The organism is Arthrobacter sp. alpha11c, from assembly GCF_054149985.1.
Genome location: NZ_CP196747.1, coordinates 95215 through 109454 on the forward strand (window position 1 = coordinate 95215; position 14240 = coordinate 109454).

13 protein-coding genes and 2 pseudogenes are annotated in these 14240 nt (G+C 62.1%); 10 read left to right on the forward strand and 5 right to left on the reverse strand.

Annotated elements, in window-relative coordinates; genetic code table 11:
• Positions 1-98: 98 nt before the first annotated feature.
• From ACTAQJ_RS00445 to ACTAQJ_RS00470, 6 genes and pseudogenes are all read left to right on the forward strand, one after another.
• Positions 99-1760, forward strand: a complete 1662-nt coding sequence (locus tag ACTAQJ_RS00445; RefSeq protein ID WP_431115765.1) for a S1C family serine protease — start codon at positions 99-101, stop codon at positions 1758-1760.
• A 273-nt stretch (positions 1761-2033) separates the two neighbouring features.
• Positions 2034-2838, forward strand: a pseudogene (locus ACTAQJ_RS00450) (electron transfer flavoprotein subunit beta/FixA family protein).
• A 12-nt stretch (positions 2839-2850) separates the two neighbouring features.
• Complete coding sequence (locus ACTAQJ_RS00455) at positions 2851-3804, forward strand: electron transfer flavoprotein subunit alpha/FixB family protein (RefSeq protein WP_431115763.1); 954 nt, start codon at positions 2851-2853, stop codon at positions 3802-3804.
• Between the two features lie 5 nt (positions 3805-3809).
• Positions 3810-4589, forward strand: a pseudogene (locus ACTAQJ_RS00460) (PIG-L deacetylase family protein).
• Between the two features lie 74 nt (positions 4590-4663).
• Entirely contained in the window at positions 4664-5209 is a 546-nt protein-coding gene (locus ACTAQJ_RS00465; RefSeq protein WP_431115759.1) for a gluconokinase, read from the forward strand.
• On the forward strand, positions 5206-6609 hold the full coding sequence (locus ACTAQJ_RS00470) for a GntT/GntP/DsdX family permease (RefSeq protein ID WP_498699976.1): 1404 nt from the start codon (positions 5206-5208) through the stop codon (positions 6607-6609). Before ACTAQJ_RS00465 ends, ACTAQJ_RS00470 begins: the two co-directional genes overlap by 4 nt.
• 104 nt (positions 6610-6713) lie before the next feature.
• Here ACTAQJ_RS00470 and ACTAQJ_RS00475 read toward each other — a convergent pair whose 3' ends face one another.
• From ACTAQJ_RS00475 to ACTAQJ_RS00490, 4 genes are all read right to left on the reverse strand, one after another.
• Entirely contained in the window at positions 6714-7547 is an 834-nt protein-coding gene (locus ACTAQJ_RS00475) for an anti-sigma factor (protein ID WP_431115756.1), read from the reverse strand.
• 1 nt (position 7548) lies between these two features.
• Positions 7549-8154, reverse strand: a complete 606-nt coding sequence (gene sigK, locus ACTAQJ_RS00480; protein ID WP_431120277.1) for an ECF RNA polymerase sigma factor SigK — start codon at positions 8152-8154, stop codon at positions 7549-7551.
• Between the two features lie 189 nt (positions 8155-8343).
• Positions 8344-8811 (reverse strand): tRNA (cytidine(34)-2'-O)-methyltransferase, encoded by a 468-nt coding sequence (locus tag ACTAQJ_RS00485; RefSeq protein ID WP_224088121.1) that lies wholly within the window; start codon positions 8809-8811, stop codon positions 8344-8346.
• Positions 8812-8896: 85 nt separating this feature from the next.
• Entirely contained in the window at positions 8897-9841 is a 945-nt protein-coding gene (locus tag ACTAQJ_RS00490; RefSeq protein ID WP_498699978.1) for a J domain-containing protein, read from the reverse strand.
• 122 nt (positions 9842-9963) lie between these two features.
• Between ACTAQJ_RS00490 and ACTAQJ_RS00495 the strand changes: the two genes are divergently transcribed.
• Together ACTAQJ_RS00495 and ACTAQJ_RS00500 are read left to right on the forward strand one after the other, a co-directional pair.
• On the forward strand, positions 9964-10890 hold the full coding sequence (locus ACTAQJ_RS00495; protein WP_431115752.1) for a diacylglycerol/lipid kinase family protein: 927 nt from the start codon (positions 9964-9966) through the stop codon (positions 10888-10890).
• 87 nt (positions 10891-10977) lie between these two features.
• Entirely contained in the window at positions 10978-11676 is a 699-nt protein-coding gene (locus ACTAQJ_RS00500; protein WP_498699981.1) for a hypothetical protein, read from the forward strand.
• A 22-nt stretch (positions 11677-11698) separates the two neighbouring features.
• Here the strand turns inward: ACTAQJ_RS00500 and ACTAQJ_RS00505 are convergent, their stop codons facing one another.
• On the reverse strand, positions 11699-12118 hold the full coding sequence (locus ACTAQJ_RS00505; RefSeq protein WP_498699983.1) for a hypothetical protein: 420 nt from the start codon (positions 12116-12118) through the stop codon (positions 11699-11701).
• 91 nt (positions 12119-12209) lie between these two features.
• On the opposite strand from ACTAQJ_RS00505, the gene ACTAQJ_RS00510 reads away from it, so the two are divergent.
• Positions 12210-12893 (forward strand): helix-turn-helix transcriptional regulator, encoded by a 684-nt coding sequence (locus tag ACTAQJ_RS00510; RefSeq protein ID WP_498699985.1) that lies wholly within the window; start codon positions 12210-12212, stop codon positions 12891-12893.
• An 82-nt stretch (positions 12894-12975) separates the two neighbouring features.
• On the forward strand, positions 12976-14205 hold the full coding sequence (locus ACTAQJ_RS00515) for a cysteine desulfurase family protein (protein WP_498699989.1): 1230 nt from the start codon (positions 12976-12978) through the stop codon (positions 14203-14205).
• Positions 14206-14240 lie beyond the last annotated feature (35 nt).

The following is a 14240-nucleotide window of genomic DNA, read 5'->3' on the forward strand; positions in this document are numbered from 1 at the left end:
CCATACCCTTTGGCTTTCAGGAAGCTCCCAGCGAACGTCCGATTTTGTTCCAGTAAGAAGGGCCATAGTTATGGAAGACAAGGATGAAAGGAAGACCCATGACGGAGAACCCAGCGCAGGGCACCGCACCAGAGAACCGTGATCCGTCCGAGCCGCGGGATCCCGCTGCGAGGCCTGACGCCGCTGCCAGCCACCAGCAGCCACAGCAGCCGACGCAGCAGCACGCTCAGCAGCCTGGTTGGAACTCCGGGCAGGGAACCGGTACGCATGCAACGACTCCGCTGCCGGCCTTTCAGCCGCCTGCCCAATCGTCACCTCACACCAACGCAAACCAAGAGGTGCATCCCAACACCCAACCCCAGCCCACCACGCGCCCTGAAGGCAACCCGGGTTCCCATGGAAGCACCGGCCAGCCGCAGTACTACGGCGGTCCCCAGCACCAGGACCCGGGGCAGCGTCCCAACTACCCGCAGCACCAGCCGTTTTACGGCGGAGGGACCAATCCTGGGAACCCGAACCTCCACAGCGCTCCGGGCCAGCAGTCCTCCGTTGGCACCAAGCGCAAGCCGGCATTCGGCATCGGAACGCTCATTGCCAGCATCCTTGCCGCCGGCCTCGTAGGTGGCGGTGTGGTCGCAGGCAGCACTGTCCTTTTGGACAACCCGGCACCGGCCGCCTCAAGTGGCGGCCAGTCCAGCACGGTGATCGTGAACAACAAGGACGATGTCAACGTCATCACGGCAGCAGCAGCCAAGGCGTCGCCGAGCGTGGTCACCATCAAGGCAACGAGTGGAAACGAGGGCGGAACAGGGTCCGGCATCATTATCGATGACCAAGGCCACATCCTGACCAACACCCACGTCGTCACGCTGGATGGTGCAACATCCAGTGCTGCCATCGAGGTCCGTACCAGTGACGGAAAGGTCCTCAAGGCCAAGGTCGTTGGAACTGATCCGCTCTCGGACCTTGCAGTTATCAAGGTGGACAATACTTCCGGTTTGGTGCCGGCCACGCTCGGGGATTCCTCGAAAATCAACGTGGGCGACACCGCCGTCGCGATTGGTTCGCCGCTTGGCCTGACGGGCACGGTGACGGACGGTATCGTCTCCACGCTGAACCGCACCATCAGCGTTGCCTCCTCGGCCGCCCCAAAGGAAGGCACTGACGATTCCCAGGGCGGTGACCAAGGCTTCCAGTTTGCACCTCCAGGTGGCGGCCAGAGCCAGCCCAGTGCCAACGAGGGCTCCATCTCGATCAACGTGATCCAGACTGACGCGGCCATCAACCCCGGCAATTCCGGTGGCGCGCTGGTAAACAGCAAGGGCGAGATCATCGGCGTCAATGTGGCTATTGCTTCCGCCGGCAGCGGCACAGCGGATTCCTCTACTGGAAACATCGGTGTGGGCTTCAGTATCCCGATCAATCACGCCAAGCGCGTTGCGCAGGAAATTATCGATACCGGTAAGGCAAGCCATGGCCAGTTTGGTGTCTCTGTACGATCGAAGTCGTCCACGGGCAGCGACTCCGGATTCTCCGTTGGAGCCGAAGTGGCTTCGGTGACAACGGGTTCGGCCGCGGCGAAGGCCGGCATCAAGGTTGGCGACGTCGTCACCAAGTTTGGTGACTACCAGGTGACGGACCCCAATCAGTTGACCGCGGCGGTCCGCGAACAGTCCGCCGGTGCCAAGGTCAAGGTAACTATCCAGCGCAACGGCCAGTCGCAGGAAGTAGAAGTTACTTTGGACGCCGCACAGCAGTAACAACCCCAACAGCAGGAACCACTGCGATAGCAGGAACCTGCGGGCACAGACCGACGGCGGGCGGCACCTCATCGGTGTGGCCCGCCGTCGGTCTGTGCCCGCAGTTGCCGTGGCGGATGAAACAGGCGTTAACGCACAATCGTTTTTCTGCGGGTTTCTGCGGGCAATATGCTTAGCTAGGGGAAGCCCACGCGCTGGGCAATTCACGGCCACGCTCCTGCGGTTGGCCGTCCACAAGCATGGAAGGCTGCTTCGAAGACAGTGGAAGAGACATTGAAGATTGTCGTTCTGGTCAAGCACGTCCCGGACGCGCAGTTCGACCGGCACATCACCGGACCCGGCAACACAACTGACCGCGATGAGAGCATCTTGTCCGAACTTGACGAGTACGCGCTTGAGGCAGCACTGCAGCTGGCTGAAGAGCGTGGCGGAGCCAAAGCCGGCAACGAGGTCATTGCCCTCAGCATGGGGCCCTCCGGTGCCGTAAACGCAGTCAAGAAGTCGTTGCAGATTGGCGCCTACTCCGGGGTCCACCTCAGCGATGACGCGTTGGCCGGTTCGGGACGCCGCTGCGACATCGTTGGCGCTTGCGGCCACCATCCGCCATCTCTCCGCAGATGGACGCCCGGTGGACCTGGTCCTGACCGGCATGGCTTCCACGGACGGCGAGACCTCGCTCATCCCGGCTCAGCTGGCCGAGCGGTTGTCGCTCCCGCAGCTTACGTTTGCTTCCAGCCTCGAGGTTAACGGCGGAACCGTGGTAGCACGTCGCGACGCCGGCTCCCACTCGGAAACAGTTGAAGCGCAGCTCCCAGCGCTCGTCTCGGTCACAGACCAGATCAATGAACCGAGGTACCCCAACTTCAAGGGAATCCTGGCAGCCAAGAAGAAGAAGATTGCCTCGTTGTCGCTTGCCGATATCGGTGTCGATCCTTCCGAGGTAGGCCAGGCAGGCTCGTGGACGGTTGTGGAGTCTGCGGCTGCCCGCCCGCCCAGGACCGCAGGTACGATCATCACCGACGAGGGCGACGCCGGCATCAAGCTCGTCGACTTCCTGGCCGCACAGAAGCTGCTCTAAAGGACTCCAACCATGGCAAATGCACTTGTTTTCATTGACAACCCCGGGGCTGCGCTCAAGAAGAGCAGCTTGGAACTCCTGACCCTTGCGCGGAAGCTGGGGGAGACCGCCGTCGCGATCAACGGTGAATTGACCGACGACGTCGCGGCCACCTTGGGTGCCTATGGCGTGGCGACGATCTACCAGCCCTCTGTGGCGGACCTGGACGACTACCTGATTGCGCCGAAGGCCGCGTACCTCGCGGCTGCAGTGGCGACTTCAGGCGCCAACGCTGTCCTGATCGAAAACTCGCCCGAGGGCAAAGAGATCGCGGGACGACTCGGCATTAAGCTCAACGCCGGAGTCATCACGGACGTTGTTGGTCTGGATGCGGACGGCACCGCCCACAAGTCGGTCCTCGCGGGTTCGTACAACACCACGGCGAAGGCCGCCACTCCGGTGTCGGTCTTTTCCGTAAAAGCGAACATCGTGGAACCAGAGCCGGCAGGCACAGTCACAGCTCCCGCGACAGCGAAGGTTGAGGTTCCCGCAGATGCTGCAGCGTATGCGGCCCGGATCTCCTCCCGCACGGAGAAGCCCGCCAGTGGCCGGCCCGACCTCAGCGAGGCCCGGATCGTTGTGGCCGGCGGGCGGGGCGTCGATGGCGACTTTGGCCCGCTGGAAGAACTCGCCGATGCCCTTGGTGCTGCGGTTGGTGCTTCGCGGGCAGCAACCGATGCTGGGTGGATTGGGCACGACGCGCAAGTGGGCCAAACTGGTGTGACTGTCTCTCCGCAGCTGTATATTTCGGCAGGTATCTCAGGGGCAATCCAGCAAAAGGCTGGAATGCAGACGTCCAAGGTCATTGTGGCCATCAACAAGGATGCAGAGTCTCCTGTCTTTGAGATCGCGGACTTCGGCATCATCGGCGATCTGTTCAAGGTTGTGCCGCAGGCAACAGCTGAGATCAAAAAGCGGAAAGGCTGATCCCTTTGACTTCTGGCGTTTCGTCAGCAAAGAGCCCGTTCAACGCCTCCACGGAGCGTGTTGAGCGGGTGCTTTGTTTTACTGCCCATCCTGACGACATCGACTTCGGAGCTGCAGGAACCATAGCTGCGTGGACTGCTGCTGGCGTACAGGTCACCTACTGCATCATGACTGACGGCGACGCCGGCGGGTTTGATCCCGTAGACCGGGAACGCATTATCGAACTCCGTGCCACGGAACAGCAACGCGCGGCAGAGTTGGTGGGAGTCAAAGACATCCGTTACCTGCACGAACACGATGGCTACCTCGAGCCGACACACAACGTCATCAAGCAGGTTGTGAAGCTCATCCGGGAAATCCGCCCGGACATCGTGTAAACCATGCACCCGGAACGGAACTGGGACCGCCTTCAGAAGAGCCACCCCGACCACCTCGCAGCAGGGGAAGCCGTGACCCGGGCGGTTTATCCTGCCGTGGAGAATCCCTTTGCCTATCCTGAGTTGGCCGAGGCCGGATTGGCAGCCTACAAGCTGCCCTGGCTCTGGTTTATCTCCAGTCCAGAGGACCGTGAGAACCATTTCGTGGATGTCACCAAGCATGTTGATGCCAAGCTCGATGCGATCCGGATCCACGCGAGCCAGCACCCGGACATCGAGGGGATGGAGCGCGTGGTCCTTGGCATGTTGATGGCCAACGGTGCGCGTGCAGGGCTTCCTGCCGGGGCCAGCGCTGAGAGTTTCCACGTAGTGTCCGTCAACGGATCCAGTACTATCGCCGGCTTCTGACATTGCCGTTATGTAACCCGTGTCATATGCTGGACCTCGGTTAAATCATATTTATTCGAGGAAGGCAGACTTTGATGGCGAAGACTGCACAGCAACCCGTACTGGTGATTATGGGAGTCTCCGGTTCGGGCAAGTCGACTGTAGCCGGCGTTCTGGCCGGAAAGCTTGGATGGGATCTCGCCGAAGGCGACGATCTCCATCCTGAAGCGAATGTGGCCAAGATGCACTCGGGGCAGGCCCTCAGCGATGAGGACCGGTGGCCTTGGCTTGGCATCATTGCCCAGTGGATCCGGGAACATACAGATGCCGGTACACCGGCCATCATCACGTGCTCGGCATTGAAGAAGAAGTACCGCGACGTGCTCCGGGGCGAAGGCGTTGTCTTCGTTTTCCTGCAAGGGAGCAAAGATAAGATCTCGGACCGGCTGGCGTCGCGGCACGGCCACTTCATGCCGCCGTCGCTCCTGGAGTCCCAGTTTGAAGCACTTGAGGAACCCACGGAAGACGAGAACTACATCTCGCTGTGTGTTTCGGCCTCGCCTGCTGAAGAGGCGGACGAAGTCATCGATCGGCTCGGCTTGCGTCCCCTGGGTGCCGGTACCGAAGCGGCAGCGTCATGATCGCACTGGAAACGTCCACACAGGTACAGGAGTGGTCCGCGCACGACACCCAACTCCTTGTGGTGGCGGCGTTGGGTATTGCGCTGATCGTGGTTCTGATCGCCAAGCTGAAACTCCACCCATTCCTGGCGCTGGTGCTGGGCTCGGCGTTTGTCGGCCTCGCCTCAGGCGTGGAACTGGGCAAGGTCATTACCAACTTCGAGGACGGAGTTGGCGGCGTCCTCAAGGAAGTCGGCCTCCTGATTGCCTTGGGCGCAATGCTAGGCAAGTTGCTCGCGGACTCCGGTGGAGCCAACCGGGTAGTGGACACCTTGTTGGCCAAGGCCACCGGCAACAAGATCGTCTGGATGATCACGCTTGTGGCAGTGATCATTGGCCTGCCGATGTTCTTCGAAATCGGTCTTGTGCTCCTGCTTCCCGTGATTGTCCTTGTGACGCAGAGATCCGGGATGAAGCTCATGCGCATCGCGATACCAGCTTTGGCGGGCCTTTCTGTGCTCCATGGCCTGGTGCCCCCGCACCCGGGACCCCTGATTGCCATCAGCGCTGTGAAAGCCGAACTGGGAACAACACTGGGCCTGGGCATCCTCGTGGCCATTCCCACGGTCATCATTTGTGGGCCGCTTTTCTCCCGGCTGGCTGCGCGTTGGGTTCCGGTGGACGCTCCCGCCGTAGCGGGTGGCATCGACACTAAACACCGCGCGGACCTTAGCGACGTCAAGCGCCAGCCTTCGTTCCTGGTGACGCTGCTGACCATCATCTTCCCGGTAGTCCTCATGCTGCTTAAAGCTTTGGGTGACATCATCTGGCCGGACGCGGCAACCGCTCCGATGATCAGTATCTTCTTCGATTTCGTGGGTCAGCCCCTGGTCGCCATGACTTTGGCGGTACTCGCTGCCATTGTGAGCTTCGGGTATGCAGTTGGATTCACCGGCAGCAAGATCACTGCCAAGCTGGGCGACAGCCTTGGCCCGATCGCAGCGATCCTTCTGATTGTTGGGGCTGGCGGTGGTTTCAAGCAGACACTGATTGGCGCCGGTGTGGGCGACGCCGTCAAGAAGTGGGCCGAAGGGGCCAACATGTCCGTCCTCGTGCTGGGCTTTATTGTGGCGGTGGCGCTCCGCCTCGCCACGGGCTCGGCAACAGTTGCAACGGTTACTGCTGCGGGCATTGTCGCGCCCCTGGCCAGCAGTTTGACCCCGACGCACGCGGCACTGCTCGCCTTGGCGATCGGTGCAGGCTCATTGTTCCTTTCGCACGTCAATGATGCCGGTTTCTGGCTGGTCAAGGAGCTCTTCGGTCTGACGGTCGGTCAGACCTTCAAGACCTGGTCCGTCATGGAAACCTTGATCTCCCTGGTTGGCTTTGGCTTCGTGATGCTGTTGTCGCTCGTGTTGTAGCTGCCGGTCAACTGCAGGCAAGAACGACGGCGGCCGCGCACCTTTCTCACGGAAGGTGCGCGGCCGCCGTCGGCTTTAAGCATTGACGCCAGGCTTGGCTGACATCAGGCGCTCAGCGGAACCACCAACACAGGCGGCTGCGTGGGTGAGCTTGATCCGCCGGCGGGCTCCACCGTAATGGCTACTGAGGAAGCTGAGGACAATCCCTTCACCACTGCCGGCTTGGACAACGTCTCGGCGTCCATAGTGCCCTGCGGCACGGGGGCTGACCCATCCTTGGGCAACGTCCACAACTGGTAGACCTTACCGTCGGGGGCCGGGGCAACGCCGTCCATCAACACCACAAAGGAGTCCTTGGCGGAGGAAGCTGAAATGGTTGCCGTGCCGCCTCCTGGAACCTGGGCCGTCTTCTTCTGGACGTCCTGGGCCTGCAGGACCTGGTTCACGGGATCATTCTGGCCGGCTACGTACGCGCCTACACCCACGCCACCCAAGGCGATGACGGCAGCAGCCGCTGCGCCCACCAGCCACGCGCGTCCGCGCCCGAGGCCGCGGCGTTCTCCGCGCTTGGTTCTGGCGAGTGCCAGTTCGTCGACGACGGGCTCCGGCTTTGCATTAATGCCGGGCGTTGCGGGGGAGTCCATGGCAGATTCCCGGTTGATCCGGTCCATGATGTTGGCGAAGACGGCAGCGGGAGGCTCTTCTTCAGGAGCGAAACCTACCACCAGGGCCTCGCGGGCCTGGCGGACCCGCTCCTGGAACGCTGGACCTTCCGGAGCGTCCTTGACGTAATCGTCAATCAGGGCACGTTCGGATTCAGTGACCGCGTCCAATGCATAGATTTCCGCGAGTTCGAGGACACGACCCTCGGCCAAGTCGGTTGCGATGTCATTGGCGAACATTCTGCGGACAAATCCTCCACCGTTGTTTTCGCTCATTTCAGCCCACCCCCAAGCAGGTCTTCAAACGCAGTAGTCCATCGCGGATGCGGGACTTGATGGTAGGGACCGCGGCACCAAGGTGCTCCGCAACCTCCCTGTAAGTGAGCCCACCGTAATAGGCAAGGCGGACCGATTCGCGCTGGGTATCCGTCAACGTGCCAAGGCACCGGCTGACGGCCTCGGCCTCAAAGTTCGAGTCGGCTTCCTCGGATACGACGTCGCGATCAGGGTCCTGGCTTGCCGCGCCGTATCGGGCTTCGCGGTCCGTAGCTGCCTGCACGGCACGGACGCGGTCGATGGCCCGGCGGTGAGCGATGGTCATCAGCCAAGCCATGGGGCTGCCGGACGCGCGATCGAACCTGGCGGCGCCCTGCCAGACCTGGATGAAGACTTCCTGCGTGGCGTCTTCGCTCAGCTCGGAATCGATCAGGACGCGCCTGGCCATGCCAAAGACGCGTCTGGAGGTCAGCCGATAAAACTCGGCGAACGCCACCTGATCGCCCGCAGCAATCAATTCAAGCAGGCGGGTGAGCTGCTGGTTCAGGTCTGTCGCCGTGCCCGAAGTCTCAACGACCGGGGGACCGGGATTGTTGGGGATGTCCATCACTGTCCAGCATAAGTCGTGCGGTTTGAAACCCGCAGCACGAGGGCGCGGCGTTGTGCGCACGGCAGTGCAGCGGGTTGCCGCCACCACCAGGGCCTCCAGCGCGCTCACGTCGGCTCCCTCATCGAATGTCCAAAGCAGGAATTGATCCTGCATAGGTTATTCGCAGCTGCGGGCACCGCGGATGGGCTACACCTTGGCGCCGGCAAATCCGTTCTGGCGCCACGCTTCGAAAACGGCAATGGACGCGGCGTTTGCCAGATTCAGTGAACGCAGGGAAGGCCGCATCGGGAGCCGCACCCGGGCAGTGACGTGCGGATCCTTCTTCAGCCAATCCGGGAGGCCGACAGATTCAGGGCCGAACATCAGCACGTCACCCTCACGGTAGTTGATATCCGTGTAGGACGTTTCGCCGTCGGACGTAAACGCAAACACACGCTCAGGCTGCAGGGCGGCCCAGGCCGCGTTGATGTCTTTATGGACCGTGACGACGGCGAGGTCGTGGTAGTCCAGGCCCGCCCGGCGCAGCTTGGCATCGGAAAAGTCAAAGCCCAGAGGCTCCACCAGATGGAGTTCGGCGCCGGTGATGGCGGCCAAACGAATGGCGTTGCCCGTATTGCCCGGGATTTCTGGAGTGTGGAAGAGGATGCGGAACACCGTCCCATCCTAGTCAGTCCTGTCCCAGCCAGTCCCATCGCATTGGCTTCATACTGACTCAACCAGTGCCGGCGAAAGCAAGATGTCAGTGCATGCCGCGGAGCAAGCGGGCAAGAACTGGAACCACGACGGTGTTGGGTGCTGGTCCTGAACCAAGGAACTGCTTCAAACCGCGGACCAATCCTGCGCCATTGACTACCTCAACCGCGTTATGGCTGGACTGCCCTTTGCCGTACTGGTCAATGACTGGTTCGTGCAGGTTGCCGTCAGGACTGTGCAGGACCACCCAGCCGGTGACGTTCAACTCGGGGAAGATGTCCTGCATGTGGCGGACGATGTGGGCGAGCTGCGGCGGAGCCACCGACCGACCGCCGTGGCGCAACGAATTGCCGTCCCATGCGTAGGCGCCCTTGGGCAACAGCATGGAACCAACCAACGCCAGCCGGTAGCCGGAAAGGACCGCGTGGTCGATGTGGTTGTTGTCAGAGGGGGAGCGGAGCCCGTTGATAAGCCTTGCGGCGGGGATGGCAGGCAGGACCTGCCTGCTGATGAGTTGAACAGTACGCATCTCGCGTTGGATGCGGGCTTCGGCTCCGAAAATGCCGCGCTTTCGGGGCAAGCCATGGACTTGTTGGGCAGCTTCTGCCTTCGAAATGAGGGGAACCTCAAGAGGGTCATCAAAGGCGGGAACGTAAACGGGCGGATCGCCGGCCGTGTTGCGCGGGGCTTGCGGACGCTTGACCCCTGCGCTGGTCGCCGGACCCGGCGCAGGCGCGCCTGTGTAGTCGCCCGGACGCGCTTGGGAGCGGACGGAAGTGCCGCTGGCATACCTCCTGTCATACTCGGCCCGACGCTTCGGATCGATCAGGGTCTCATACGCGAGCGTTACACGGCGGAACATTTCGGCCTCGCCGCCGTGATCGGGGTGGGCCTTCCGGGCGGCCTTCCGATATGCCACCTTGATCTCCTTGTCCGTCGCGGTGACGGACACGCGAAGAACCTGATAGTGGGAACTGCTGCCCTCGGCCAAGCACAGGCCCTTCTCTAGGATGGTGGTCCGCTCCATTGGTGGGGCGGCATGGCCAGTTTATCCAGCCACTATGAGAACGTCGGCAGCGGGCGCGGTGGTTCCCGGCTGGCATAATTCAGCAGGTGAATCCTCCGGCGCCCAAGAATCCCACCCACTCGGCGCAGAAGATCGCCCTTGCCATAAATCCAACAGCATCGTTCGGCCGTCACGGACTTGCCGGGGACGAGGCCGCAGCCTGCCTTCGCGCCGGGGGTTGTGACGTCGTCGTGCTGGAAGCGGGAAGCTATGACGACCTCCGGACCCTGGTTGATGAGGCCTTAACTTCAGGCGTCAGTGCGCTGGTTGTGGTGGGCGGGGACGGCATGGTCCATTTGGGTGTCAATGCGCTCGCCGGAAAGGACATTCCGCTGGGAATTGTTCCCGCTGGCACTGGCAACGATGTTGCCAGGCTGCTGGGCTTGCCACTCACGGACACAAAGGCGGCCTGCGATCGCTTGCTGGCGGCAATGGTATCCGGCGGGCGGAAGATCGACGCCGGACGCGTCACCGCCGGCGGGCGAAGCACCTATTTTGCGGGGGTTCTGTCTGCTGGATTTGACGCTGCCGTCAATGAGAGGGCGAACTCCTGGCGTTGGCCCAAGGGAAAGAGCCGTTACAACCTGGCGATGCTCCGGGAACTCGGTTCCTTCCGGCGTCTCGAATACACAGTGACGGCCGACGGCGAGGAGTGGCGCCAGCCAGCGTTGCTGATCTCGGTGGCGAACGGCCAATCGATCGGCGGCGGGATGAGAATTACGCCCGATGCTTTGCCCGACGACGGGTGGCTGGATTTGTTTATGGTCAAGCCGTTATCGCGACTGAATTTCCTGGCAGTGTTTCCCAAGGTTTTCGCCGGCAAACACCTTGGCCATCCGGCCGTGGAGATCCGCCGGGTACGCAAGGTGCGGCTGGAGGCAAAAGGTGTGGTGGCCTACGCCGACGGCGAGCGCGTGGGCAGACTGCCTGTGGAGGTTCAGGTTGTGCCCGGGGGTCTCCGCGTCCTTGCTTAGTTGAACGGCTGTTGCAGGCGGTTAGACTCGATGGCGGCAGAAGCGGCTCGCCAGCAAAAGACTCGCCAGCAAAGGAAAGGATCTCCGATGACACAGGGTGTTGTACGACGGCAGGTCCCGGTGACGGTGGGCGCCATGCCCGGTTTGGCGGCCATGGCTGCTTTGGGTGCGCTGCTCGCCGGATGCAGTGTGAACGTGCCTGATCCGGCAGTACCGAAGCCTTCACCTTCCGAGTCGGCGCTGTCCACCCCAACCATCACGCCCGGACACGATGCTGAGGCTCTCGCCGCGAAGGATCTGCCCTTGAGTGCGGGAGGCTCTTTGGCGCCTGGAGATCCGGTAGCAGTGTCCAGCCGCCTGGAAGAGGCGCCGGGATGGTCCGTGGTGCACTCCGGCTTGCAAGGTGAAACCCGGTACGCGAAGACAGATGGGTGCATGGTGGTTGTCCGGGTCAGCGTTAACCAGGGACCATTGGTGGTGCCGGGCGATGACGCCGCGTCCACGAAGGAACTGTTTCGCTATTTGGATACGGGCATCGCTGCGGACAAGCTAACGCCGGCCTCATTGCGCTGGGGCCAGGACTCCGACAAGCCGGAGCACCGCGTGGAATTATTGGCCTTGGAATCAGCTCCGGCTTCGAGTGGCACCGCTGCCTTGGTCCTCGCCAGGCTTTTCAGCAGCCCGGCTTCCTCGGTGTATGTATCGGTTGCTTGTCCTGATAGTGGGACCCTGGCCAAGGCCAGGGCTGAGGTCCAGTCCCAGTTGGCTGTGGTCCCACCAGCCTGAGTTTTATTTCTTGAACGCTGTGTTATTTCTTGAACGCGGTGGCCAGGCGGTTCAACGCGAGAGCTCCAACCAGCAGGCCGAAGTCCCTCAGTGCGACGTCGAAGAACGAGCCAAGCACCAACAGGTTGACGATGATGCCGAGCAGCCAGGCGGCGACAATGAGGGATCCCCAGCGCGGACGCAGGGCGACCAGGATGCCGGCAATAACTTCGATGACTCCCACGCCGTACATGAAGGTCTGGGCTGAAACAGGTACCACGGCGGTGGCTGCGGGCGCCAAGTAGACGGTCCAGTCCACCAAGAGGTTGCTGAATTTGTCGAGCCCGAAAATGATCGGGGCAATCGTGAAGACCGTCCTCAGGAAGACAAAGGCCTGCCGGGAAGGGTCCCGGAGGTCGCTGTGGCTGGACTTGGGGCTCATGTGGGTGGTCGCGGCTTCCATGACGCATTCCTTTCTAAAAATAGGTATCTTGATTTTAGATCTCTGCCGAAGATTAAGCAACGAATCTTGTTTTTAGAGATATTCTGACTGTATGACCACTGCACGACACTCTTGGCTCCAAAGGATTTCGGCGATCGCCTCTTTGGACGACGACAACCGCCGGGTGTTGTTTGCCTACGTGCGCGGTGCTGCAGACGCCGTAGGCCGGGACGAAGCGGCTCGTGCTCTCGGCATTCCCCGAAGCACGGCCTCTTTCCATTTGGATCGGTTGGTGAAGGATGGCGTCCTTCAAGTGGAGTTCAGAAAGTCCTCCGACAAAGCCGGGCCCGGTTCCGGCCGGCCCGCCAAGCTCTACCGCCCGGCCATGGATGAGGTTGTTGCCTCTGTCCCTGAGCGCCAGTACGATCTCGCCGGGGATCTGATGGCTACAGCGATCACGCGTTCCCTGGCAGGGGAGGTGCCCGTGCGGGACGCATTGATGGATGTTGCAATCCGCAAGGGCCAGGAAGCCGGCCGGCCCGGCGATTTCCTGGGTGCTTTGGCGGACCTTGGCTATGAGCCAACCGCTGATGACGCCGGAGGATACCGGCTGCTTAACTGTCCGTTCCATCGGCTTTCGCAGGATCACCAGGAGGTGGTCTGCGCCATGAATGGCGCGTTCCTCAAGGGCGCGGCCACCGCATCCGGAATAAGTGCTGACAACGTCCTTCCGGAACCTGGCCCTGGTCATTGCTGTGCCCGGATTGGCAACCTGGAACCGGGCCCCAAAACCTGACCCCAGGCCTGACCCCAAAATCTGCCCCAAAGACCTAGCGCTGACGCCGTCGATGGAATTACGGCGCCGGTAGAATTACAACGTGCCTGTATACCTCGACCACGCCGCCACCACTCCCATGTCAGGCCAAGCCCTTGCTGTCATGACGCGCGAGCTGGCGCGAACCGGCAACCCGTCCTCCCTCCATGGAGCCGGGCGTCGGGCAAGGCGCGCGGTGGAAGATGCGCGCGAAACGTTGGCGGCGGCTGCTGGAGCCCACCCGTCCGAGGTAATTTTCACCTCGGGTGGGACTGAGGCCGACAACCTGGCCGTCAAGGGCCTTTTCTGGGCCCGCCATGACGAAAACCCTCGCCGAACCCGGATCCTGTGTTCCGCCGTCGAACATCACGCGGTCATGGACACGGTGGAGTGGCTTGAGCGTCATGAGGGAGCCGAGGCCGTGTGGCTGCCCGTCGATGCAGAAGGGGTGGTGCGGCTCGACGCCGTGCAGCGCGAACTGGAGCGCGACCCCGAGTCCGTTGCGCTTGTCACGGTGATGTGGGCCAATAACGAAGTGGGCACCATTCAGCCCGTTGCTGAGATCGTAGAGCTGGCCAGCCGATATGGGATTCCCGTGCATTCGGATGCTGTCCAGGCGTTCGGGTCCGTTCCGGTCGACTTTCGGGCTTCCGGGCTCGCTGCGATGTCAGTATCGGGGCATAAACTCGGCGGACCCGTCGGAGTCGGCGCGTTGTTCCTCGGGCGGGCGATTAAGTTGACTCCGGTTCAACACGGCGGCGGGCAGGAGCGCGATGTGCGCTCGGGAACACTGGACACGGCGGCCATTGCCGCCTTCGCCGCAGCCGCGGAGGCCGCTACGGCTCATCTGGCCACGGAGGCCGAGCGAATCAGCAGGCTGCGGGACCGTCTCATTGCTGGGGTTCGCGAGGCCGTACCGGACGCGGTGCTCCGTGGGGCATCCGGGGACGGTCGGCTGCCCGGCAACGCCCACTTTACTTTTCCTGGTTGCGAGGGAGATTCCCTGCTGTTCCTTCTCGATCTCGCAGGCGTTGAGTCATCCACCGGTTCGGCCTGTACAGCAGGGGTGCCCCGTCCCTCCCACGTCCTCCTGGCCATGGGGCTGGATGAAGATACTGCCCGTGGTGCTCAACGCTTCACACTGGGGCACAGCTCAACAGATGCCGACGTCGATGCCCTGCTTAAGGCGCTGCCCGAAGCTTGTTCACGGGCTCGTCAAGCAGGCATGGCCGGTCATGAATCCAGCATCCAGACAGCGGCAACGGTAGCGCGGCGCGGCGCTGCGGAGTTTTAAGCAGGAGAGCTTTAACCCGGGAATCGTTCCGGGCA